This window comes from Legionella steigerwaltii (genome assembly GCF_001468065.1).
GTDB classification, from domain to species: Bacteria; Pseudomonadota; Gammaproteobacteria; order Legionellales; family Legionellaceae; genus Legionella; species Legionella steigerwaltii.
Genome location: NZ_LNYZ01000020.1, coordinates 45,530 through 70,113, shown reverse-complemented (window position 1 = coordinate 70,113; position 24,584 = coordinate 45,530). Strand labels below are relative to the sequence as shown.

Sequence of the window (24,584 nt, the reverse complement as noted above, 5' to 3'; positions counted from 1 at the left end):
GGCTACGTATATAATTAACGATAATATTACGTTTTTTTTACACATATTGGACTATAAACCTGTGCTTACACCATATAAAATCATCACATCAGATTCAAAGATGTTTGTATAAGCATTTATGAAGAATTATGTTGAACGAAGTATCCATATTCCGGGTTTTACTCTTGCCTTAAAAATTTGGCATCCCGAAAAACCCAATCCTGCTTTGTGCTTGCATGGCAAGTTGGATAACGCGGCAAGCTTTGATTTCTTAGCGCCATTAATGCCTGACAGGCAACTTGTCGTCGTTGATTATCCAGGTACTGGATTTTCCAGTCATTATCCTCCCGGAGTCATGCCACATTGGAAAAATGATGCCTTGTTGATGATGCATCTAATCGAAGCATTAAAATGGAAGCATTTTGATATAATTGCTCATTCACTAGGGTCTTTACTGGCCACAACCATTGCCATTGCGCAACCTCAACGTGTTGGGAAATTGATATTTCTTGATATCTTGGGGCCTAAAGTCAATTTTATTGAGCAAGCAATAACAAACTTACAAAAAGACACAGCACGTTATTTATCCTATAACCCACAACAAAGAATGCTGTTTACCGATCGCATTTCGGCCATTCACGATCGCATGAACATTGGTTCTATAAGTTATCAAGCAGCTGAAGCATTGGTTGATCGCGGTACTGTAAAAAATAAAGAGGGCTTACATTGGACTTTTGACAAACGTCTGCACTGCGTCGGTTCTACCCTTCCTTTTGAAGACGAACTGAGAACGATGTTTGAAGCAATTAAAATTCCAGTGTGCCTTATTCGGGCAAAACAAGGAGTACCTTATCCTGAAGAAGTTTTTCAGGAGAGAATGCAGGCAATAAAAAATTGTACTCTTTTTGAGGTTGAAGGGGGGCATCATGTACATATGGATAATCCCAAACCTGTAGCAGAGTTAATTGATTATTTTTTACTCAACTAGATCATTATTAGGCATTAACTTGTTCTTTTTTTGATAATTAGTATTGTTTTGTGATCTACTTGTGCTAATATGCGCTACTTACCGCTACAGCAAGAGAAAGATAAAATTTTTATAATGAAAGTTAAGAGGTGATAAAATGGCGTGGAGTTTTTTTGAAAGAACAGCTAAAGATGCGAAAAATGGAGTTAAAAAGAAATGGGATCAAGTGACAACAGGAGCTGACCAGTTGGTTTCAGTAAGACCACAGACCTATAAGAGTGTCCAAGACTTAATGATTCAATTAAAAGCTCAAATAAGAAAAAAAGATTCGCTTCCTGAAGACGTCGTCGATGCATTAGAACAACTTAATACTAAATTAAATAGAGCAAAAGAAAAATTTGATCGAGAGTTTGAGAAGGGAATTAATTTGATAAAATTTGCGGTTTTGACGCAAGAATTTAATGAAGAAAGCCGCTCAGCAATTTATAAATACCAACCTACCTTAATGGCAGCTCCCGGAGTATGGAATAAGATTGCTGCATACATCAATGCATTCCTGGAAAAATATTGTGGGGGTACGCTTTTTGATGTAGAAGACAGTGTACTTGGTAAAGTTAAGGAATTTAGACAACAATTTGATACCACAAAAGATGATCTCATGCCTAAAGCATCTCCAAGCGATTCTGAAGATTCATGCAGCAACATGTTTGGATGCTTCAACAACTAAGATAAGAAACTATTTGTAGCCTGGGTGCAGCGAAGGAGTATTACCATTTAACTTCCCTTCTCCCCACAAGGGGAGAAGGTGCCCTTTAGGGCGGATGAGGGTGTTGATTAAAGTTACCCCCACTCCTACCCCTCTCCCCCAAGTAATGGAGGGGGGAATTTATACTTAATTGTAATAACGCTTCGCTGTTCTAGGCTACTCTTTTCAAAAATGAACTCTCTAATCTCCATTTTTAAATTCTTATCCTAATGGATCAATGCTAATATTAATGAAATACAAAAATTCAAAAGGAATTGTCTTATGCGCGATGTATCTGAACTAAACGCCATTTTGCTCAACCAACTCTTTCCTTAGGAGTGAGCCTATGAGCCGTATCATTCTTTTTACATCCGGATTAATTATCATATGGATAGTCGGTTACTTCCTTATTATAGGAAGTCATGTTCTGATTCCCCTGGTTATTGCAGTTTTTATTTGGAATCTTCTTAATACTATAAGCAACATCATTCAGCAAATACCAAAGTTAGGCGCCCTTCTGCCCAATTGGCTCAGTATGATTTTCGCTTTTACAATAGTTGCTGTTTTTATTTTTATTTTGATTAATATCATCACGAATAATGTAAATAATGTCATCGCAGCCTCTGGCCGCTATCAAGAACATTTAACAACAATTACAAACGATATTGATCGAAAATTTCATATTGAACTGTTAGCAAGCATTAATAACATGATAAAAACCCTTAACCTGCAAACCATTATTGCTAATGTTTATGGGGTGTTCACTACGCTTGCGAGTTCAACAGTACTCATTTTATTGTATGTGGCATTTTTGTTTGTTGAACAACATTTTTTCTTAAAAAAAATCGATGCTTTGTTCCCTACATTAGAAGGACGACTGCTGATTAACAACATCATTAATCACATTGTAAATAACACCCAAACCTACCTGGGATTAAAATCCATTTTGAGCATTAGCACTGCAATTGCCAGCTGGATTATCATGAAGTGGGTCGGATTAGATTTCGCAGAATTTTGGGCTCTTCTTATCTTCTTCCTCAATTTTATTCCTAATATCGGTGCAATAATTGCTATTGCGTTTCCAGCTTCGCTTGCTATTGTGCAGTTTACCGGATGGATTCCTTTTACTGAAATCATTGTGGGTTTAGGAGCCGTTCAATTTATTGTAGGAAATTTGATTGAGCCACGCTTCTTAAGTAATTCCTTGAACCTAAGTCCCTTAGTGATCTTAATTGCATTAGCTGTTTGGGGTGCAATATGGGGAATATTAGGAATGTTTCTCTCAGTACCTATTACCGTGATGATGATGATAATTTTTGCTCATTTTGAAAAAACTCGAGCGATTGCGATTCTTTTATCTCGGGATGGAGATGTCTTTAAAACATACGAGCTTTTGCCAATGGAAAATTCACCGGAACAAGATTGGGTTCAATATTAAGAGGTGTAGCCTGGGTGAAGCGCAGCGAAACCCAGGATTAAGAAGTTTATTCATGTTCAGGAACCCGGGTTACGGTTTCGCCTTCACCCAGGCTACACTAAAATAACAAAACCTTTACTTACTGTGCGTTTCCCAAAATGCGATGTGAGCACCTGTAGGATCTTGAATAATTGCAAAAAGCCCCATCTCTCCGACGTGAGTCACTCCTTTAACTTCTTTAGCTCCGTTTTGCTTTGCTTTTGCTAAAGTATCTGCAACATTATTCACCAAAATATACGCCATCCAGTGTGGTGGTATTTCTTTTTGTTGATTTGCAGGGATTTGCCATATACCACCAACGTCCTTATCTTTGGTTTGTATGAGCGTATAGGTCATCATTTCATCAGAATGTATTTCTTTAAAGTGCCAGCCTAATACTTTGCTATAAAAATCTTTCGCTTTGTTCACATCCGCAGTAGCTAATTCATTCCAACAAAACTGCCCCATAGAATCTTGTGACATGATTTATTTCCTTATTTATTAGAGGTGTTTGAATGATAGCTCATAATTTCAAAAGATGTTAGAAAATATGAGCTAAAAACATAAATTAAGCGGCTGGGGTAGCAGCAATATCTTTTTGGACCCTATCAAGATCAGGAAAGGTCTTCTCGCGGAAATCAAAGAGATTTTTTTCTGAGGGTGCGACAAAAAACTAGGTTTATAGGGTTTTTGTTCTATTTGTATGTTTACTTACTGACACTTAAGCCTCACTACCTGAATGCCATATATTGATTACAAAGTAACCACATTAAGCAAATATTACATGGCATTGTAAATTTTAGTAAACTGGTATCCAAATTGAAGGGGAATGGATACTAAATCAACGGAATTTGTGGAGGAATATGTTGATAATAAAGGAATTATTATCAACATAGAAGCAGAAAAATAATCAATTGGTTTTAAACGGATCGGGTTTTCGTTCTTGTTGTTGTTGTTCCTCTTGTTTTTTCTTTCTCATTTGTTTAAACAAATTTGTCTTATCTACAACTGGTCCTTCTTCAGTTTTATTCGTTGATAAAACCTTAGCGGGTTCTTGCTGCGGTGCTGTGAAAAATGTAACCCCTCTTTGAATGATCTCTTCACATTTAGTTGAGAACAGAGTAAGAAAATTCGGGTTGTTTTCTCGTTTTGCTATCTGTCGGGCATTATTTCCATCTTTATCGACTGCCTCAGTTTGGACCTGACGTGCTTTGAGTAATTTCATTATTTCCAGTGCCGCCGGATCGCTTCGTTGAGCCAGTAAATGTAATGCTGTTTCTCCCTTAGTATTTTGAGCATTAATATCTGCACCTTTTTCAATCAGAAACTTAGCCATTCGTAAGCTTGTCTCTTGCTCTTCTTGAGAATCGCCAGATTTTGCGTAGAGTATCGCTAAATGTAAGGGGGTATAACCGCTACTCATTTTATTTATACTTTCCGCTAACGCTTCTGCGTTACGCCTTTGATTCCAGGAATCAATTTCCCCTCGTTTAATGGCTTGATGTAAGGGGGTATCCTGCTCCGTAGAGTGCCATTGGTATTTCTCAGCATTTTTCAGGGATTTTAATTGATCTTCCATAGACGCTATATCTTCTTTTAATATCTGAATTATCCCTATCATGTCTTTTTGTAGTTCAACTATTTGCTGAGATTCGAGAGGCTGTATAATTTTATGCTCTGTTTTATGTTTAGTCCTCTGCATGCCAACAACAATTTCAGCGGAGCGTTCTCCAGCTCTCTTATTGATCTGCTCCAGTTGACCTACATTTGCTTTTTTCAATTTTAGCTCTAATATTAGAGTCTTATGTCGTGGTAATAATTGCTGCAATGCTAATTGCATTTGAGAAATTATTTTCAGTGACTGGAGTTGAGCTGAATCCTGTCTATGCGCTTTTTCAGCTACGGCTTGATAGATTTTCGCTTCTTTAAAGTCGTCAATTTTTTTACCTGCCAGGCTTCCAACAACCCCCATAAGAGAACCACTTTTTTCATGCATAGACTCTGTTGCTAATGTGAGTGCGGATTTATTGTTCCTGTCTTTAATATATACATCTGCATATTTACAAACCTCTTTTACTGCTTTTTCTTTCTTATTCTTAACTAAAAAGTGTAAGAGAGTATTTCCATTTTTGTCTTTGGCATTGGCTAAGCGCGATTTATCCTTAAATGAGGCAGCTTTTATTTCTCCTATCAATTCCCTTGCTCTTTTTTCATTAAAATCCTGTAAGCCAATTTCATTTATCTTGCTTTGAACCCTCACTTCCCTTTCTCTTGCTAACCTCTCCTCTGCTAATCTTTCCTCTGCTAATCTCTCTTGCGCGTAGAGTTCGTCATTATCCTCTGCCAACTCAGCTCTCGAATTTTGCTCCGCCAATTCTGATGTGCCTACTACCCCCTGGGTTGGAGAGGTTATTAATCCCTCTTTTACGAACCTGGCATATATTTCCTTATCTTCTGTAGACGATACTTCCGCGAGAAACAGTTTTCCTTGCTCTGTTGCAAAAGTTTGTTTGTCTATCTTTGCTCCAGAAAGAATCAATAAGCGAACTGCATTAAGATGATCATTCTCTAATGCTAATTGCAGTGGTGTCTTACCGTCGGCATTTTCCTTATTGATTGGGTTACTCATGAATTGGCTTAAGAAGCTTTTTTCCTGGTTGGTTAATTCTTTAATCCGTTGAATATCTCCATTCTTTGCAGCAAGGTGAAAAATATTATTTCCAGCACGATCTTGCTTACTTAAATCAAATTGAGCCCCTTCTTCCTTTAACCTTTGAATAATAATTTCAAAATTGTCTCTTTTCCCTCTTTTATTAGGTTCTTCAGCCTCGGAGTATTTTTTATATGCTATGAACAGCAGATTATTAAATTGATCTGCAGCCTTGGGGAGAGCCTTTCTTTCTTTTAAATCATCTATTAATAAATTCACAACCACTGTTTTCCCCTGGAAAACAGCCGAATCTAAAGGTGTATGCCCGGAAGCGTTGGGAAGATTCCAATCCAGATTTTTAGCTCTCAAGTCCCTTAGTAATATCTCAACTATCTCAAGATTTCCTTTTGAAACAGCTAAGTGTAGAGGGGTATTCCCTCTATTATTTCTAAAATTACTGTCCTTATCCTTTAGATTAGCCAACAACAAGCGAACCATATCTGGTTTTTCGCCCATAGCGGCAATATGTAAGGGGGTATTACCGTCTTTATTTTTAGAGTGCCATGGCTCGTTTTGGCTTAACAACAAGCGTGCAGCCTCAACTTCTCCTTTATGAGCGGCAAAATGTAACGCATTATTACCGTTAGAGTTGGGGGCATCAAGATGAATACAGTGTTCCATAATCAGTTTAATTTGGTCTAAATTACCTGTTTGAGCACTTGATTGGAGGTGTAGGAGAAATTGCTTGTTTCCCATTTGAGTAAGATCAATACCTGCATGTTCCTTCGCATGCTCTTCAATGAGCAGATCATTCAATGTTCTTTCTTTGTGACTTTCTAACAAGCCTATTTTTTTCTGAATTTCAGCTATCTTCCTAGTAAAATCTTCTACAGCGGCTTTTTTTGTTTCTGTCTCAAGTAAGAGTGCATCTTTTTTCTTTGTAAGCTCTGCTATGTGCTTTGTAAGCTCTGCTATATGCATACTCACAGTAACATAGGGAGATTGATCTAAATCATAAAGCTTAGGAGCATACTGGGAAAGTGAGTTTGATTGAGCGTTACTCACCAAATTTTGCATTTCGCTGTAAGCACTTATAAGGGAACCAAAATCTGTGACCGGTTTTTCACTGGCAGCAATCTCCTCTCCTGTTTTTTTTATTTTTTGCAAACTAGCGTCTAATTTGGCTAATGTGTTATTTGTCGCTAAAAGAGTGTCTCGTTCCTGTTGATAGGCGTTTAATCTATCAGCAAAAAACCAGCGGATAATGGGTAATCCATACCAAAAGATAGGAGCACCCAGACTATCTATCCTCTCCTTATTTTTCTTGGAAAATGACTGGATAGCGATCGTTTTACTGTCTATTTCAGAGCGTTGGTTTTTAAGAGATAATTTTAAAGTCTCCCAATTTTGACTCTGTTCCGTTTGTAAACGTTTTATCTCTTCATCAAGAGTTTTCGCCCTTTTTTCTATTTCTTGTTTTTCACTTTTTGCAGAATCACGCTGTTGAGCGAGACCACTCTGAGTTTCTCTAGTGCTCTTAATGCTTAAATTGACTTGTTGACTTAAATTCTCCAAATGTTTTCTTAAACTCCCTAAAGTATCTTGCATCTGGAATCGCTTAGAGAGCTTAAGCAGTTCATCCGAAAGTGTTGCTATTTTTTGCCTTTTTTCTTGTAAGTCCTGTGATGGGTCAAAAGAACGTAATTCTTCTTCAAATTTAACCGCAACTTTTTTAAAATCTGCATTGTTCTTGTGTATCTCATCAAATATTTTTAGAGCATCGTCTAAATCTTGCGAATTATCGAGCAAATTATTCGCTTTTAAAAAGGTAAGTCTTTCATCGTTTTGTGCTTTTATAATTTCTAATTGGGCTAAAGCGCTTTCCTGATCGGAATAAAATTCTCGATATTTTTTTTCAATTTCTTCATATTGTTTATTTACCCCCTTATTTTCTTCCTCTGCGTGCGAACTCAGGGCTGCAACTTGTTTGGAAAATTCTACGATGACGCGATTGATTTCTTGATATCTGGACTGGCTTAACTTCACTGCCTCTAAACTCTTGCCTACCAAGACCTCACCTATTTTTTTGAAATTTTTTAAGTCCTCTCCAGAGTATATCTTTTCTGCATCATCAAAATACTGGAGGTGTACTTGCTCTTTTTGTTGTTCCTCTGCTAAAAGTTTTTCAATTTCTTTTAATCGCTCCTCAAGTGCCTGTACGTCTTTACCGTATTTTTTAAGAATCTTTAAATTAATTCCGATATCATCCGGTATTTTTATTTTTCTTATTTCATTTTCGATTGTGCTTATATTGATATTATTACTTTCAACTTGTTCCCGGGCTTCCTCACCAATTTGCATTAAAACGACGGGACGAGCTAATTTTTCCAGGGTGCGCAGATGGCTTTTCGAATTGGCTTTTTTCAATTCCTTGATCAAAATGAGATAATTTTGTCGTACAGCAGCATTTTCCTTTAAAAGCTGAGGTGAAACCTTTTTTAATTTTTCAACCATTAAATTAATGTATCCGGTTTCTAAAGATTTATTTTTTTCCAGTAAAGTACGAGTAATTAGAATACACGTACTCAGACTAATTTTATGTTCCAAAAGCGATGACTTGAACTCTGATGTATCCTTTAGTCTTATTTGTTGAGACAAATTCTCTCTCATCTGTTTCAGTTGCTCAGAGTAAATTGGACTATTGCCCACACTCGATTGATAACCTTCCAATAGTGTGTTTAATTTTTTGCAATATTTTCCGGAGGGATTGGTAAAGATTAAATAGCTACTCAACAGCTCACCCATGAGCTTTACAACTGCATTGTTTTTATCATCCCCAATTATTCCATTTAGATAAGATAGGAGGAATTGAAGTTCCTCTTCTGGTGTTTCAAGTTTAGAGGAGTCCACAATAACCGCATTAAAATCTTCTCGATTAGAATCATTTAAGACGCTTTGAAGTCGTTGCTCTACTAATTTACTAAACATAAAAGTACTCTCTAAATTGATCCCGAAAGGACTATTGTTGAACAATATATTAGATAATTATACATTCTGTTTATTAAGATAACATTATTAGAGAATTTTTTCTGATTTGAGCTTAGTGCCGGAAATTACTTGTTACCTAACGCAAGGTAATCATGCGCAGGTTTATAGGGAATACTTTTTTATTATAAATTAATTAAATTAAGGACTTATTAATTACCTGGGATATAACCAGCGATTGAGGCGAAGTGCTTAAGGACAAATTGGATGATGAGTAAAACGATAATAAAACACAGGGGGATGAAGAGAGCTTATCGCCGCAAAAGAAATTGAATGATTATTAAAGCAATTATTACGAAAAAAGGAGCTAATAAAGATAAATTCCCTCTATTAATTGGTTTTGCTCCTGTGTTTACATTAACATTCATGCTGTCGGAATTGGTTGAATCATAAAAAGTATCTTTATCTACAATAATTGCCTGAGGTGGTAATTGTTCTGATTCGGTTTTGATGCGATTGGTTTTTTTGACCGCAGTACCTATGGCGAGAAATTCAATTAAGCCATTACCTAATTGATACACATAGGTTTTAACCCCCACTACGTCATCTGCACCTATGGATTGTGCTTCTTCATTAATAATTGCTAACGCATTCTCACGAGCATGATAAATCATACGTGTCAGCTCATTAATTTCTCCACGAACAAATGCTTTAATTGCTGAAGTAATTCCACCCACTAATCCTAGAGAATAAACCGAAGTACCCAAAAGTAATTTCATAGGAGCATATCCTAAACGCGCCATATTCCACATTTCAATATTCGTCATGTCACTAGTCACTACATCATTAACCGCATCCGTGATTAGTTGTGGATTTTGCGAAGCAGTTCCTATCATAAGCATTTCATTGACCCCACCAAAAGGTAGAACTGTTGTCCTAATACCGAGTACTGAATTTGCTTTATACAGTCTCGCATGGGCAATAATACGATTTAACGCCAAGTGCCTGGTTTTATTAAAAATATCCGAGTATTCCTTGATTTCACCACGTCCTAACGTTTTTAAACTACCGATTATCCCTCGGCCCAGCCCCATAGAATAGGCGACATTGCCAAAGGCAAAACAAATCGGTTTGTAACCTGCATCAAGCTGGGCATATAATTCCTGCCCATCTGCCGAAGTTGAAAATTTGTTCTTATCGGCTCCGCTGTCCGCATAAATCACCGAACCAATTGATAAAAATTCAATATTGGCTCCATGCACAATTAATTGACTGGTGACTCCAGTAATTCCTGTTGCATCTTTGCTTGCAGCCTCTTCTAACATCCGTTTGTATGCTGTTTCCCTACCTTCTTCTATAAGCGTTGTAATCTGAGTTAACTCACCGCCTAACATTGCTTTAAAACCAGAACCAAGGCTCCCTATAACTCCCAAAGAATGAACACTATTCCCAACTACTATGGTTCCAGGAGAGTAATTTTTAAGCTGTAAACAATATATTTCATTTCCGGATAATCCTGTCGTAACAGCCATAATCCATTCCTTAAAAATATAATTTTTATATACATAGTTTAGATGGATTTTTGTAATATATATAAATTGTTATAAAAATCTCAGGATGCACGAAATAATTTTTTTATTTCTATTTAATGGAGTCAATTCGTTTTGAAAAATACATTAATTAAAATTGTTTTTTGCATCCTTGCTACAATCCCATTCACTGCAATTGCTGATAATGATATTTGCTCTAATATATTAAGCGTTATAAATTCTCCTAGTAATATAAATAGCTCTTGTTCTACTCCATTTAAAAAGGTATTCGTTGAATTAAATTATATTGATCAGCAATTACCTGATCATAGTGGTACCCAGCAAAATTTTCCGAATGCTGATTTGCGCATTGGGTTACCGTCAAATAGTGAATTTTTTGTATACCCATCCAACTACATTGACCAAAAAAGTTTTCCTGGAAAAGGTACTACAGATACACGTTTTGGTTTAAAACACACCATCAATTACAAAAAAAATTGGATCTTTGCGCTACAAGGCATTGCCGATACCCCCACTGGAAGTTTTGCTTATGGAAGCAATCACTGGGGAGTAACGTTTAATGGTATTACATACTATGAAATTAGTAATCAGTTGAGCATTATGGGGCAACTTGGTATAAGCAGGCTAAGCGACCCAAAGCTTAGTGGAGGCAATTACTTCAACACCATTAATCCTGATGTGTGTTTAAGTTTCTCACCGAGCTCCAGGGTTTCTCTTTATGGAGAAATATATGGCCAAAGTAAAATTAGCGCGACCCAAGGCGCTGGGTTTAACTTTGATGGAGGAATTTTATTTCTTGTTTTTCCCAATACCATAGTGAATCTCAGTGGAGGGCAACAGTTATACAATTATTTGGGCAATTTTAAACATTATATTAATTTAGGTATTGCCGTCCTATTATAGGACCTATGCAAATTCCAAAGTTGTTCTTTCAGACTCTTCCTGATTTAAAAGACGGTAAATGTCCTGGGGAATATCGCTTTTAGCCTCAAGCTGTTTTTTATATGTGTCATGTAATCGATAAGCTACATAGATAAGGGTTAAACCCAAAGCAACTGGCCAAGATGCGGCGGCAGCAGTAATGATGAATGCAATCCCCCCTACATTAAACGCCAGGGTATTCAAAAATTGATGATAATTTTTATCACATTCCTCGTTGAGTTTTATTAAGAGTTGACGATGATGTTCATCATTCAGAATCGTACCATTTGCCAACTCTCGACGCACTGCAATTGAAGATTTTTGGTATTTTTTATATTCTTCTGCAGTATTATACATGGCATTACCCAGCAAGCTAAACAATGCAAGCCCTGCTAAAGCCAGTGGACCGGTGCATAATAAACTGATTGCAAAGCTGGTGGCGATTATATTTGCAGCAACAATGTTGAATGCAAAATAGGTGCATTGAGCCTCCCATTCATCATTTAACACATCAATTTGTCGTTGAATCACTGCGTGCTCAAATGCTGTCGCATCCTTTAATTGCGCCTGCAACTCGTACAAACGATCATGATATTGGCTTGCTTCAAAAAGCCACTGGGCTAGATATAAAAGGGTATCAAAAGTCAGAAAGGCAATAATGATTACTGAAGAAGCTGATTCAGCAATGTGAAAATAATTATTATAGGTCGTGAGTAAACCGACTACGGCCCAAACCAAATCACTCGCCATCGTAAAACCACGTTTTTCAAGTTCTTGTTTCAACACTTTTTTTGTTGATAATTCATCGCTTATTGCAGATTCGATAATATGTTTCATTAAAAGAGTCAAATGAATCAGAAAACGTAGTGCATAGAGAAAAATACCTAAATCGGTGATGGCTTCACGTGATTTATCTAAAAGATTAATCGCTTCAATAAAACTGTATTGATTGCCAAGCACTTGATTAAGATCTTGAATTAATGAAGAAATAGAACTCTTTTGCAGATAAGCTATTGCGTAATTTGCAAAACCGCGACTGTAGGAAAATTGGGAACGAAACGTATTGATGTTACCAACATATTTGCGCAGTTTGGAAATACTATTTAAAGAAGGCAGATTCGTCCATATTCCTTCTATTAAAAACTCTGGGAAACTATCACTCTTTTTTTGTTTTTTCTGAAGAGGATCTATTTTATAAAGGGTTTCTATTTCTTTGCGAAATTGTTTTAATTTTTCTAAATCAGAGCTAACATCCAATTGATAATAGGAAATTAACAGATTGCTCAAGTAATACAAATAAAGTACGGTAAAATTCTTTTCGTTCCAATGGGATTTATTCGAAGCAAGCACCTGATATAATGATGAAAATTCATAATTTAATCGATCTAAACTAAAATCATCTTCTCTAAAAGAAAAATCAGTTTTTTTATATGAATTATTAAAAAAAGTATGTTTTATGAGACTTATTTTTGTTTTTCCCATAAAAAACTCATTCAGATGTATTGAGAGAATTGCTCAATTGTACTATGAGTTACCAAAATCAGATTAAAACAATAGTGTTAAGTTTCTGCAAAAAAATAGTTAAAAATGAAGAAAATGATCCGAATCCAACATCAGAAGAATAGTTTAACCCTTTTTTTTCTAAAAACTAATTGATAAACTCATTGCTCAAATATCCATAAGTCCGAGATATAAAGTTGATTCTTGATGCAAATAATTCCTCTGATTCCAATGAAAAAAATTCATCCCCAAAAGAGAAAGTAGTTATTATCATTCCTACATACAATGAAGCGTCAGTTATTCAAACGACGATAGAACAAGTTTTTGCATCAGTAGAAACAACAGATCAGTATGAGGTGCATATTTTAATTTTTGATAGTGCCTCTACAGATAACACACAACAAATCGTTGTTTCATTACAAAATAACTATCCGAATTTACATTTACGTAACGAACCCGCAAAATCTGGCCTTGGCTCTGCTTATTTGCAAGCCATGAATTATGCGTTAACGTCTCTGAATGCAGATATTATTTTTGAATTTGATGCCGATCTTTCCCATCAACCCAAGTATATTCGTCCTATCTTGGACATGTTGCAAACCTGCGATTGCGTGGTGGGGAGCCGTTATGTAAATGGCGGTAGTATTCCTAGGGATTGGGAATTACATCGTAAGTTATTCTCTATCTTAGGCAATTATATTGCTAGAGCAGTACTGACCCCTAAATATAAGGATTTTACCAGCGGTTTTCGCGCTACTCGCCGACAACAACTTTTAAAAATTCTACCCCATCAATTTCTCACGAATCATTATGCCTATAAAATGCAATTGTTGTGGCTTTTGCATAAAAACAAAGCAAAGATTCGTGAGTATCCTATTGATTTTATTGATAGAAATGAAGGATACAGCAAGTTACCTAAAAACAGTATTGTCGATTCATTACGCGTTGTTTTTACTTTGCGCTATCATGAAATCAAACGCTATTTAAAAATGTGCCTCGTTGGCTCTTTGGGTATTGCTGTACAACTTATTACCTATAATATTCTGCGTGAATATTTTCAATTTTCTCCATTTGATGCCTCACAAATTGCAGTATGTACGGCAATCATTAATAATTTCATTCTGAATAATAAAATTACGTTTGGCGACAAAAATCAAACTTCCTGGCCATTAAAAATAAAACGTCTGAGCATTTTCACTCTTTATTCAATATTTATTATTAACGTGCAAAGTTATTGGTTGCGATTTGGTGTTCTTTGCTTTGGTGGAGGGCCATTGCGAGAAAATATAATTATGACTACTGGTATCGGTTTGATATCTCTTTTAAATTACTATACTTATTCTCGTCATATATGGACAGAAAAACTTGCTCCCAGTAATTAAAGGTACACTGCTCATGATAAGGAATCGGTTGAAAATTAGCTCACCCAATATTCAAAGTGAAAGCAAGGTAATTTCATGGGACTTCTTTAATTTACGAAGCATTTATCCGTATCTCATCCTATATTTTGTCATTTTATTGTTGTTAGCACCTATAAACATATTATCACTTGATACTTATTATTATTGGGATTGGAGTCGCCACCTGGCCTTATCCTATTATGACGGCTCTCCTATGATTGCTTATTTTATTAGGCTTTCCACTTCATTATTTGGTAATAACCTCTTCGCATTGGGTTTTGTAGGCATTGTTGTTGCTGTATTCACCAGCGGAATTATTTATCAATGCGCCCGATTTTTTTTATCCCGCGAAGCAAGCTGTATCGCGATGCTGTCGTGGTTATTTTCACCGCTTGTCACCCTAGATATACTGAAACAAACGACCTACGACACTCCGCTCACCTTATTTTGGGCATTAACCCTTTATTACACCATAAAATATATCCAGACGAATAAAACAAGAGATCTCTATTTTATAGGGATCAGTGCTGGACTTATGATGCTATCCAAATACACGGGCATCGTTTTGATTCTTTCACTACTTATTTTTTTAATTTCCAGTACTTACCGCTCAATCTTTAAAACCAAGCATTTTTATTTTGCTATTTTTTTGGCCGTTATCATCTTTAGCCCGGTAATTCTCTGGAACTATCAAAATCATTGGCAATCATTTATTTACCAGCTCACCACACACCAACTTAATCTCGCAGTCTCCCCCATTTCCCATGCATTGAAAACCTTTTTTAACTCATTTGTTCCATCCTTGAATATCATGCTGCTTCCTCCTTTTGTTGTACGAAACAGAGAATTGGATGAGAAAAAAGCATTGATGGTGAAGTTATGTCGTATTGTTTGTTTTACTTTCCTTGGCTTTTACTTATATACAGCAGGCAAGGCGGAGATTAGGGAACTTTGGCTTACCCCTTATTTAATTAGCAGCGCGCTTTTATTGGGATATTGGATCACAACATTTCATTATCGAAAATTTGCAATGAGCTTGATTGCTTTCTATGCTGTGGTGAGTCTCTTAGTTTTAATTGATAACACGTCTAAGTTTAATTTTATCAAATCAAAAAAACTTGTTTTCTATCATTTAATCCAGAAATTTAATTCTGCATACCCTCAATTGCCTGATACGATTCTTACTTCAGGCTGGTTTGAAGCACGTACACTTTTTTTCCTTCACAATAAACCCACCATTTATACTTTAGGTTGTGGCACTGCACAGAACCAATATGCTTTATGGGGCGTTGATATCAATAAAAGAATTACCAATAAGACATTAAAAGAAGCGTTATACATTGATCGATATGACCGATCGAGTTGTTTGGAACAATATTTTGATCAATGTCAAAGGATACCTACCCCCACTTATCCTTTTAGGCATAAGGAATACGCGCTTCATGTGTATCAATGTAAAAATGTCTAGGAAATATTATCATGTCCGCAAATCAATTGTTGCTCATAAGCGTAGATACTGTCTTTAAATGCAATCTTTTAACAAAAATTTAGGTTGCTTGTGATCGTTGTAGCCTGGGTGCAGCGCAGCGAAACCCGGGATATAGGCGCGTGATTTTTTATCCGAAACCCGGGTTACGGCTTTGCCTTCACCCAGGCTACCTCTCTGCAAATGTTTTCGGGCACGTATACGTTTATGTAAAGAGAACGCTAGACAATCTTCTTTGTATTCATCAAATTATGTTACCATCCATGTTATTAGAACTTGATAAGGAATATCGATGCTTAAATTAGTTTTTCTGTTTATTGCCTTGTTTTCTTCAGTATGTTTTGCTGATGAAAAAGAAATCGCAATTACCATGGATGATTTACCTCTTGTTGCTTCAAGAATGAATACCCCAGGAAATCGTCAGCGAACCACAGAGCGCTTTACTCAAATTGTGCAAACATTTCAAAAATATAAAGTTCCAGTCATAGGTTTTGTTATTGCGGGAGCTATAGAAAAAGGTCAGTGGGCATTTCTTGAGCAATTCCGAAAAGCAGGCTTTATGTTGGGTAATCACACTTATTCGCATTATGACCTAGATCAAATCAGTGCTGAAAAATACATTGCTGATATTGATCGTGCCGATAAAATTCTTACCCCGATAATGACCAACCCTAAATATTTTCGTTATCCCTACCTGGCAGAAGGCAATAAAGGCAAAAAACAAAAAGTATATGATTATCTTAAAGAGCATAATTACACGATTGCTCCAGTAACTATTGATAGTAAAGATTTTGACTTTAATGAAATGCTTTATAAAGTCCCATATCGTTCGCGTGTGAATTATATTCAAAAAATAAAACCTCGATATTTAGCCTATATCTGGAAACAGACATTAAGAGCTGAAAAAGAGAGTAAAGGCAAAAAACAAATATTATTAATTCATGCAAACCTTCTAAATAGTTATGTATTAGGTGATATTTTGGAAATGTATCAAAAAAATGGATATAAATTTATCAGTTTAACAGAAGCACTGAAAAATCCTGGCCCTACCATCAATTTTTCTCCTACACAGAAAAAGGATACTTTGGGAGCTGAGTTAGAAAATGAACTCTTAGATATTCCTAAATCAAAACAAAATTATGTAACACCAGAATAAGTTTTTTTGTAGCCTGGGTGCAGCGAAGCGAAACCCGGGAGAAGTAATTCAGAAACCCCGGGGTTTCGCTTCGCTGCACCCAGGCTACAATATGATTATAAGCATGATGATTTTTTTAAACAGGAGGTTGTATGTTAATACTTGCTATTGTTTTATTTCTTGCTGCAGTACTCTGTGGCCTCTTTCTTTTAACAGCAATACTGCAAAACAGACCTGTTAATCAAGTTGTGAAGGCACTCCATGGAATTTTTGCAGCATTAGGACTCATCATAATAATCGTTTACATGCTTGCTTTTATGACAGGACAAGCTGCCATTCTTAGGGCAAGCTTAATCATCTTAATCGTTGCTGCATTAGGTGGGTTAACCTTGGTTTCACTTGCTAAGAAAGGGAAACAGGTTCCCAAAGTGGCAGTCCTTATTCATCCAATCATTGCCATTGCCGGATTAATTGCTTTGATAATCTATGTATTACCCTAATTACTCCGGTACAAATCTGGTTTTCTGCCCAATGATCCTGAATCAACAGTGGTTCAGGATTTAATCCTGATCCTGAACTCTTGAAAATCGAAAAGGACACTAATTTTTTTCAAGTGCAAGAGGAACATAATTATAGCCAGTTGCTAAATCTTGATACAGATTAACAATGGTAATTAATTGCTCTAATTTATGCTGATTTACTTCAATAGCCAGTTTATCTAATCTGATTTTATCTTCAATCAAACTAAGATGACTGACAATTCCTCTTTGATATAAAGTCTGATTTAATCGATAAGCATTCCCTAGTTCTCGCTCTGCTCTCATTACATCATCAAGTCTCTTTGTGTACAATTCATGCGCGGATAAATCATTCGTTACATCCCTAAGTACTCTGCGTAACGTATCACTATAACGATAATAGGATGCTTTATTTAATCCTTTAGCTTTTTTCAATCGGCCAAATGCAGATGCCCTTAAAAAAGGAACTTCGAGAATAGCCTGGTTGAAATGAATTGCTTGGCCTAATTGCCATCCATTTGGAACTTTAGCAATTTCACCGCGGGCCATAGCTAAATTGATTGTAGGTAGGAAATGAGAAAAAGCAATACCAATTCCCGCATTGGCCGCATAAAACTCTTGTTTTGCTTGTATCATATCTGGCCGATTTTCAATAACAGTTAGAGGAAGAGCGCCAATAATCATTTGTTGACTACTTAAGTCCCTAAAGCGGCGTTTTACTGAAAATCCTCCTGGATTTTCATCCAGTAAGTAATGCAAAACATTTTCACTCACCACAATATTTTGTTGTACTATTCTTTCTTTAGCCTGAATTAATGAAAGCTCTGTTTTGGCAAGTTCTAATTCCGTTCGTGCAGATAAGCCTCCTTGGTACATACTCTGGGTAATATTAATTAACTTAGAAAGGTCCTTCTCCAAAGAATGTAACAAATTTAATTGCTCGATTTGGCTTAAATAATTAAAGTAATTACTGGCAATCTGATTTATCACAGTAAGTCGAATACCATAATACATTGCCTGTGTCGCTTTTAATTCATATTTGGCTTTCTGTTGTTCTTTAATCTGTTTAAAGATATTGATGGTATAAGTTGGAACAACTGTGAGTAGAACACCCGGAAAACCTAAATATGGAAACGAAGAATAACCTGCATTTCCAGTGACTTCGGGAATCCAATTCAGTTGCACGCGCTTTAATTCACCTTGTGCTGCTTCAATATTAGCTACTGCAACTTTAACATCGTTGTTATTAATTAACCCTTTGTCAATCAGAGAATTTAAATTAGGATCTTTGAATTGTTTCCACCATGGAAAACAAGGCAAGTTTTTATCAGAGTTTATAAATTGAGTATCTTTAACAGACCATTGATTAGGAATAAGCAGAGGCTTAAGAGAATGCTGAGTACACGAGCTCATCATGAAAGCCAAAATCAGTAAACGAATCATCCTAATCAATTTATTCCCCAATATATTTAATTCTTTGGCTTTGGTTTATCCGAGTAAGTTTTTCCAGTATGCTCTGGGTTTCTATTTTAAGTACTTCATTGCTGTAGGGTGATAAAACAAATAGTCTTCGGATGTTATGATACGCTTGTTGTACTACAGAGCCAAAAGAATCCAATTCATTTGCAAAATTCACATCTAAATTACTTTCATGTTTCTCTGCAGCAACAAATGCATATAAATCCAACATGCTGGTATTTAGTACGGTGCTTTCTCGTAAGTAAATGCTATCGAGCAACGGTTTTTGAGTTACTATATCAAAAAGTTTATTCAACCGAGTAATAATTCTTGTTTGTAAATCGATATAGAATTTTCTCGATAACTGGCTATTGCGAAATACTAAAGTTTCAAACATAAGACAAAGTAAAAATGCAACGACAGTCGATAATAAATAATCAAAAAAGAAGTTAGGAACAGCATAATTATTTCTTCCATAATAATCTGTTCCTAAAGCAGTCAAAGTCACTGTAAAAATAGTAGGAAATGCGTAGAGTTTCCCCAAAGAAAAGTATGCCATAAATACAATAAAAGGAATTATTACCAGGATAAAGCGAAAATCAATTTGGCCTATAAACCATAATATGTAGGATAGAAGTAATCCAAAAATCGCCCCCCAAAAACGATGTATAGTGCGTTGTAAGCTTGCACCTTTATCAAATCCTGCATAAATCATCATCACTGCAAAACCTATCCATCCGGCATGAGAATACCCTAATAGCATTTGAACTGCCAAAGCAGTGGAAAAAACGAGACAAATTTGCAACGCTCGTGTTTTACGATAATCTACAATTTTGAACATAAGTAATTCCACGAATAGACGAGTTTATTAAAAATGACCCACGGTGTTGCCGTTAATTCACAAGGTTGCTCCTGTTCAACTGCGCGTTTAAAAACATGAAGTTTTTTAATAAATAAATTGATTTTCTCACTTTCCAGTATGATTGTTTCTGTTTCAGCAACACAAACCACTAAATGCAATTGATTCATGAGCAAATTAATTCTCCAGATGGAGCGAACCGGAAACGTTTTGGGTAGCATCGCAGCAAAACGTACTAAGTGGGTTGTGTGACCTCGGACTGGATTAAACATGATATTTTGCCGTGCAGCCATTAAGGATAAATGCTCGATAATCTGGGTAATCAGTAACAGTAAGGCCCTTAACCACAAACGATAATAATAACTCCTAGGAAAAAAAGCTAAGGCGGCAAAAACAACTGCCATCGCTATAAACGTAGTAAAACAATTATTTAAAATTGCATAAAAACTGGTATTTACATCTTTATATAGCAAAGAATAGGCTCCCAAACTTAAAGCAACAGGAGCGATTACAACAGTATGCATTCTGCTTTTAATGGCAATCAAATACAAAAGAAAAGAATATATAAAGGCAAAAATAGGAAAAAAGGGTGTTATGGAAAAAATATCAAAAAGAAAAGCACTTATAACTGACCACAAAATGCAATAAAAAAGCAGTATATTTTTTTTCTTCATTGTTTCGCCAATTACTTCAGCAGCCATTGCTGTAATTGGAACGTAAAAATAATAAAAATAAGGATTTGGAATCGAAAAAACAAAATTCACTGCAAAAAGAATCAATAGAACATAAGTGACCTTCACTCCATTAACGCGATGATTCCCATAGGGGTCATAGGTTTCAATGATGTGAATTAATTTTGATATAAACATAAGCACTAGCACCAGGATTGAATGGATATTTAGGATCTGGGTCAAGAATTTCTATTTGAATAGGAAAGCGTTGCGGCTCCAATAACCATTGATTGTTGCTGTTAACTTCTTGTTGTTGCGTGCGTGTATCAGTTGTTTGTCGACCAGCTGCCCACATTGTATTCACGATTTTTCCATGAAAGATTCTGTTGAAATAATACATACGAAGCATAATGAGAACTTTATCGCCCGGCCTAACATATCGTAGATCAGTCTCATATAAATTAGCTTGCACCCACCATTTTGAGGTATCGATGAATGAAAATAAAGGCTTATGAATTTTTACGGGCGTTCCCAGACCAATATAAAGATTATCAACTACTCCATCAGCTGGAGCTCTAACGGTAGTTAAATTGAGATTTACACGTGCATTATGTTTTTCTGCTTTAAGAGCTTTAATTAATTTTCTTTGCTGAATTATTTGCTGATCTTCAACAGCAATTTGCTTTTTAAGCGAATTCATTTTGTTTTCAATCGAGTGCAAATCATAATTGAGCGTTTGTATTTCGAGTTTTGATAAAGCCTCGCGTACACTAGGCGCTTTTTTTAATTGATATTCAAACTGAGCTTTTTTGTAGGCATACTTAGCAGCATCCAATAAGGATTTCGTTTTTTGCGTTTGACGATCAATCACTTTAAGACGTTCTATTGCCTCCTCATATCTAGCTTTTGCAGAATTATAAGCTAAACGATAAGGTTTCTGATACACCTCAAATAAGGGCTGATCCTTTTTAACAGGGCTTCCATTATGAACATATATTTTTGTAATAAAACCAGAAACATCTGCTGCGACAGGTGTAACATTCGTGACTAAAAATGCATGGCTTGTAAAAGGAATTAAGTAGGAAAAAACATGATAAATACCAATTAAAATACTCAAGACAATTACAATAATAGGTAAATTAATCTCTTTTTTTGAGACTTTAAATATCCTTTTCATGAGTACCTTTATTAATCAGCAAATGTTCTAGTGAATAATTTTATAAATTAGCCCTACTTAAATTGAAATTTTCTAAAATCATAGAATAAATCAGTAGCTACAGTGTATCGGATTCTTTCTTCCTCTTTCAACAGATTTAGGCGTTCTGATTTTAAAAGTGATAATTTAATGGTATTAAGGTGAAATAAATTTGGGATATTAATATTTTCTATGATCTCATATGATAATAAAATTCGATTTGAAAAGTAAACGGAGTATCAAGGATGAATGAAACAATTGAGATGGCTACGGTCGAAGTTACAGTAGTACGAATTTATACTTTGGAAAGAGCCGATAATGTTCCTATGATCTTAAATTATTTACAAAACGAGGCTAAAATTCGTGGAATTAGTATTTTTCGTGCGGTAAGTGGTTTTAGCGGTGAAACGGGTATACATAAAGACTCTTTTTTGGATATATCTTTTTCCCTTCCTTTAATTATTGAGTTTTTTGATCATCCTGAAAAAGTTGCCATAGCTTTAGAGCATTTAGTAACGATAATAAAAAAAGAGCATTTAATTTTTTATTCTGCCCGTGCAAATGCTTAAAATTATTCATAAGATCCATCCCTATTCACTGAACGGCCGCATTTGGCACATCTTGCGCTCAAATCCAACCGTTCTCCAAGATTCAAGTATATCCCTTGAACTATCAATGGCGTCAACAGACTACGTCTACTGGCACACGTGCAATGAGGTGTTGTGGAAGCATATTCTTTAATTTAAGTATCAGAACTTCAATAACCTCAACATCATCAATAAATTGCACTATAAGTGGTAATTTTTTGATATGAAAAAGAGACGTTTTAGTAATGGTATCAAGCGGAAATCCGGCCACTCCTCGTAATACCGTGGCTCCCGCTACTTTTTGCTCTCTAAGCATTTCAAGAAGCTCCAGATACAAAGGTTTATCCTGCCATTGTTCCGCTTCATTGATATAGACCGAAACTTTTTCGTAACTCATATTAGATTACCGAACTAATAAGGATGTATTAAGATTATTGCAAACAAAATTTGATTACAATATGCAATCTATGTCCTTAGGGTCAGTATACAATTCGCTAGCTTGAGTCAAAATACTGCGATTTTAGAGCACCGAAATGCAGCATACACAAAGTATGTGAGTATCGGAGCACATAAAATCGCAGTATTTTGACCAAGATAGTAGAATTGTAAGACCCTAATACTCCGGTTCAAATTTTGTTTTCAAACGTTCACGCAGTGATTGAACCAGTACCTCCGGTGCTTTGTCAGGTGATCCTGAATCAAAGGGCGGTTCAGGATCATACTCCAGACCAAGTTGTAAACTTTGTGCTATGTCTTCATTGGTAAGTTTCGCAGCAAGATAGAAAGCCATATCAATGCCTGCCGATACTCCAGCGGAAGTAATGATTTTTCCATCCTCTACAAATCGTTTTGGGGTAGGTATGGCTCCCCAATGTTGCAGCCGATTCATCACTGCCCAATGCGTTGTTGCCTTAACTCCTGATAAAACCCCTGCTGCGCCGAGAATCAGACTTCCAGTACAAACTGAGGTCGTCCATAAAGTATGCTCATGAATTTTTTTAATCCAGGTGAGAATTTCAGGGCATTCGCGCAATGCAGTTGCATTACCTGCGCCCGGAATCAATAAAACATCAGTATGCGAAATATCGGTTAATGCATGCTCAGCAATCAGCGTAAGCCCAGAACAAGTACGTACAGGTCCCTGATTTAAGCCCACTCTCTGCACTACAACTTCTGGCAAGCGACTGAGTACCTCATAAGGACCAATTGCATCCAGAGCAGTCATTCCTTCATAAAATAAAAAAGTAATGTGGAGTGGTTTATGCATCACATCTATCCTTTCTTAACGAATTGAGATTTTAATTTCATAGCACCAATACCTTCAATTTTACAATCTATATCATGGTCGCCTTCGACCAAACGAATGTTCTTTACTTTGGTGCCGACTTTTACGACTTGTGATGATCCTTTTATTTTTAAATCTTTAATTACAGTTACCGTATCTCCATCTTGGAGAATTTGTCCATGGGCATCTTTGATAATGCGTTGATCATTCTGTAGCGGTTCTCCCGCTTCATCTTTTGCCCATTCATAGGAACATTCTGGGCAAATCAATTGATTCCCATCTTCATAAGTATACTCTGAATTACATTTAGGACATTGGGGTAGTGAGTTCATATTTTTTTCCCATTGAAAAAAGACCTGTAGTATACCTAAAACTGTATTAGTCTCCTACACCAGTAATAACCAGATGACGTTCTTGTGGTTTGTATCGATGCTCGTAAAGATAAATCCCTTGCCAGGTACCTAAAGCCAATTCCCCATTTTGTATGGGAATAGTCAAGCTGCTTTGTGTTAATACTGTACGAATATGCGCGGGCATATCATCCTTACCCTCAACTACATGTTTGAAAAGCGGATCGCCATCAGGAATTAATCGAACCAAGAAACTTTCAAGATCCCTATGTACTTGAGGATCATAATTTTCACAAAGAATCAAAGATGCACTGGTATGTTTGAGAAATAAATGGCATAAACCCTGTTTTATTGTTGCTTTTGCGAGAAATGACTTTACTTCAGCAGTAATATCCTGGGTTCCTCGACCTTGAGTATGAAACGTGATGGGAAATTGCTCGATTTTCATAAGAGTAACGATTTAATTAGTGCGTCATTTACTATCGCAAAATTTTCGCCATGATTCAAAGCAAATCATTAGGATCTACCACGGTACCAATAACCGTAAGGGTTTTGTGTCTGGATTTTTCTCCACGTTTTAATAGTACGTGTCGTGCTGGTACCTTAAAAATCTGCGCAACAAATTGCAACAATGCTTTATTAGCACGTCCTTCAATTGGCGGCGTATTTAAGCGGATTTTAAGCTCCCCCTCATGAACGCCTACAACTTCTGTTTTCCTAGCACCTGGCTGAACATATAAATGAAGGATTAAACCTTCAGCATCACATTGATACCACACGGTACAATTATCCCTTAACTTTTGATTTATTGATTGAATACTCATACCACAAGCCTGGTTGCTTGCAACTGAATCTTCTACACATCTCTGAAAACCCAGTCCAGATCT

Annotated in this window: 22 protein-coding genes; 9 read left to right on the top strand and 13 right to left on the bottom strand. The window is 36.1% G+C overall.

The genetic code is table 11. From position 1 onward, the window contains the following. Positions 1 to 118: 118 nt before the first annotated feature. The 3 genes from Lstg_RS12320 to Lstg_RS12310 all read left to right on the top strand — a co-directional run bounded on the left by Lstg_RS12320 (position 119) and on the right by Lstg_RS12310 (position 3,129). The gene (locus tag Lstg_RS12320; protein ID WP_058477983.1) at positions 119 to 967 is read left to right on the top strand and encodes an alpha/beta fold hydrolase; all 849 of its coding nucleotides are present in this window, start codon (positions 119 to 121) and stop codon (positions 965 to 967) included. 136 nt (positions 968 to 1,103) lie between these two features. Beyond that, positions 1,104 to 1,673, top strand: a complete 570-nt coding sequence (locus tag Lstg_RS12315; RefSeq protein WP_058477982.1) for a hypothetical protein — start codon at positions 1,104 to 1,106, stop codon at positions 1,671 to 1,673. A gap of 364 nt (positions 1,674 to 2,037) precedes the next feature. Then, positions 2,038 to 3,129, top strand: a complete 1,092-nt coding sequence (locus Lstg_RS12310) for an AI-2E family transporter (protein ID WP_058477981.1) — start codon at positions 2,038 to 2,040, stop codon at positions 3,127 to 3,129. 114 nt (positions 3,130 to 3,243) lie between these two features. Here Lstg_RS12310 and Lstg_RS12305 read toward each other — a convergent pair whose 3' ends face one another. The 3 genes from Lstg_RS12305 to Lstg_RS12295 all read right to left on the bottom strand — a co-directional run bounded on the left by Lstg_RS12305 (position 3,244) and on the right by Lstg_RS12295 (position 10,314). Continuing rightward, positions 3,244 to 3,630, bottom strand: a complete 387-nt coding sequence (locus tag Lstg_RS12305; RefSeq protein WP_058477980.1) for a VOC family protein — start codon at positions 3,628 to 3,630, stop codon at positions 3,244 to 3,246. A 427-nt stretch (positions 3,631 to 4,057) separates the two neighbouring features. After that, positions 4,058 to 8,785: an ankyrin repeat domain-containing protein gene (locus tag Lstg_RS12300; RefSeq protein ID WP_058477979.1), complete on the bottom strand. Its 4,728-nt coding sequence runs from the start codon at positions 8,783 to 8,785 to the stop codon at positions 4,058 to 4,060. Positions 8,786 to 9,093: 308 nt separating this feature from the next. Next, positions 9,094 to 10,314, bottom strand: coding sequence for a heavy metal-binding domain-containing protein (locus tag Lstg_RS12295; protein ID WP_058477978.1), 1,221 nt, complete (start codon positions 10,312 to 10,314; stop codon positions 9,094 to 9,096). A gap of 132 nt (positions 10,315 to 10,446) precedes the next feature. On the opposite strand from Lstg_RS12295, the gene Lstg_RS12290 reads away from it, so the two are divergent. Then, complete coding sequence (locus Lstg_RS12290) at positions 10,447 to 11,235, top strand: transporter (protein ID WP_238585428.1); 789 nt, start codon at positions 10,447 to 10,449, stop codon at positions 11,233 to 11,235. A 3-nt stretch (positions 11,236 to 11,238) separates the two neighbouring features. Here the strand turns inward: Lstg_RS12290 and Lstg_RS12285 are convergent, their stop codons facing one another. After that, positions 11,239 to 12,735, bottom strand: coding sequence for a hypothetical protein (locus Lstg_RS12285; RefSeq protein WP_058477977.1), 1,497 nt, complete (start codon positions 12,733 to 12,735; stop codon positions 11,239 to 11,241). A gap of 215 nt (positions 12,736 to 12,950) precedes the next feature. Here Lstg_RS12285 and Lstg_RS12280 point away from each other — a divergent pair, with 215 nt between their 5' ends. From Lstg_RS12280 to Lstg_RS12265, 4 genes are all read left to right on the top strand, one after another. After that, entirely contained in the window at positions 12,951 to 14,135 is a 1,185-nt protein-coding gene (locus Lstg_RS12280; RefSeq protein WP_058477976.1) for a glycosyltransferase family 2 protein, read from the top strand. 13 nt (positions 14,136 to 14,148) lie between these two features. Further along, on the top strand, positions 14,149 to 15,621 hold the full coding sequence (locus Lstg_RS12275) for a glycosyltransferase family 39 protein (protein WP_058477975.1): 1,473 nt from the start codon (positions 14,149 to 14,151) through the stop codon (positions 15,619 to 15,621). 310 nt (positions 15,622 to 15,931) lie between these two features. Continuing rightward, a complete protein-coding gene (locus tag Lstg_RS12270) occupies positions 15,932 to 16,795 on the top strand; it encodes a polysaccharide deacetylase family protein (protein WP_058477974.1) in 864 nt (287 codons plus the stop codon). Between the two features lie 131 nt (positions 16,796 to 16,926). Further along, positions 16,927 to 17,274 (top strand): hypothetical protein, encoded by a 348-nt coding sequence (locus Lstg_RS12265; RefSeq protein ID WP_058477973.1) that lies wholly within the window; start codon positions 16,927 to 16,929, stop codon positions 17,272 to 17,274. A gap of 99 nt (positions 17,275 to 17,373) precedes the next feature. Here the strand turns inward: Lstg_RS12265 and Lstg_RS12260 are convergent, their stop codons facing one another. From Lstg_RS12260 to Lstg_RS12245, 4 genes are read right to left on the bottom strand one after another with little or no spacing between them, the layout of a single operon-like run. After that, a complete protein-coding gene (locus Lstg_RS12260) occupies positions 17,374 to 18,735 on the bottom strand; it encodes a TolC family protein (RefSeq protein WP_238585427.1) in 1,362 nt (453 codons plus the stop codon). 10 nt (positions 18,736 to 18,745) lie between these two features. Then, on the bottom strand, positions 18,746 to 19,591 hold the full coding sequence (locus tag Lstg_RS12255; protein ID WP_058477971.1) for an FUSC family protein: 846 nt from the start codon (positions 19,589 to 19,591) through the stop codon (positions 18,746 to 18,748). Next, complete coding sequence (locus Lstg_RS12250) at positions 19,576 to 20,478, bottom strand: hypothetical protein (RefSeq protein ID WP_058477970.1); 903 nt, start codon at positions 20,476 to 20,478, stop codon at positions 19,576 to 19,578. Before Lstg_RS12250 ends, Lstg_RS12255 begins: the two co-directional genes overlap by 16 nt. Beyond that, entirely contained in the window at positions 20,447 to 21,457 is a 1,011-nt protein-coding gene (locus tag Lstg_RS12245) for an HlyD family secretion protein (RefSeq protein WP_058477969.1), read from the bottom strand. The genes Lstg_RS12250 and Lstg_RS12245 overlap by 32 nt, the downstream gene beginning before the upstream one ends. A gap of 263 nt (positions 21,458 to 21,720) precedes the next feature. On the opposite strand from Lstg_RS12245, the gene Lstg_RS12240 reads away from it, so the two are divergent. After that, the gene (locus Lstg_RS12240; protein WP_058477968.1) at positions 21,721 to 22,044 is read left to right on the top strand and encodes a DUF190 domain-containing protein; all 324 of its coding nucleotides are present in this window, start codon (positions 21,721 to 21,723) and stop codon (positions 22,042 to 22,044) included. Positions 22,045 to 22,156: 112 nt separating this feature from the next. Here the strand turns inward: Lstg_RS12240 and Lstg_RS12235 are convergent, their stop codons facing one another. The 5 genes from Lstg_RS12235 to Lstg_RS12215 all read right to left on the bottom strand — a co-directional run bounded on the left by Lstg_RS12235 (position 22,157) and on the right by Lstg_RS12215 (position 24,476). After that, positions 22,157 to 22,459 (bottom strand): DUF190 domain-containing protein, encoded by a 303-nt coding sequence (locus Lstg_RS12235; protein ID WP_058477967.1) that lies wholly within the window; start codon positions 22,457 to 22,459, stop codon positions 22,157 to 22,159. A 216-nt stretch (positions 22,460 to 22,675) separates the two neighbouring features. Further along, entirely contained in the window at positions 22,676 to 23,329 is a 654-nt protein-coding gene (locus Lstg_RS12230) for a DJ-1/PfpI family protein (protein WP_058477966.1), read from the bottom strand. A 5-nt stretch (positions 23,330 to 23,334) separates the two neighbouring features. Continuing rightward, positions 23,335 to 23,679 carry a zinc ribbon domain-containing protein YjdM gene (locus tag Lstg_RS12225; protein WP_058477965.1) on the bottom strand — a complete coding sequence of 115 codons (345 nt, stop codon included), beginning with the start codon at positions 23,677 to 23,679 and terminating at the stop codon, positions 23,335 to 23,337. A 46-nt stretch (positions 23,680 to 23,725) separates the two neighbouring features. After that, the gene (locus tag Lstg_RS12220) at positions 23,726 to 24,145 is read right to left on the bottom strand and encodes a secondary thiamine-phosphate synthase enzyme YjbQ (protein WP_058477964.1); all 420 of its coding nucleotides are present in this window, start codon (positions 24,143 to 24,145) and stop codon (positions 23,726 to 23,728) included. A gap of 55 nt (positions 24,146 to 24,200) precedes the next feature. Continuing rightward, entirely contained in the window at positions 24,201 to 24,476 is a 276-nt protein-coding gene (locus tag Lstg_RS12215) for a DUF167 domain-containing protein (RefSeq protein WP_058477987.1), read from the bottom strand. Positions 24,477 to 24,584: the final 108 nt, after the last annotated feature.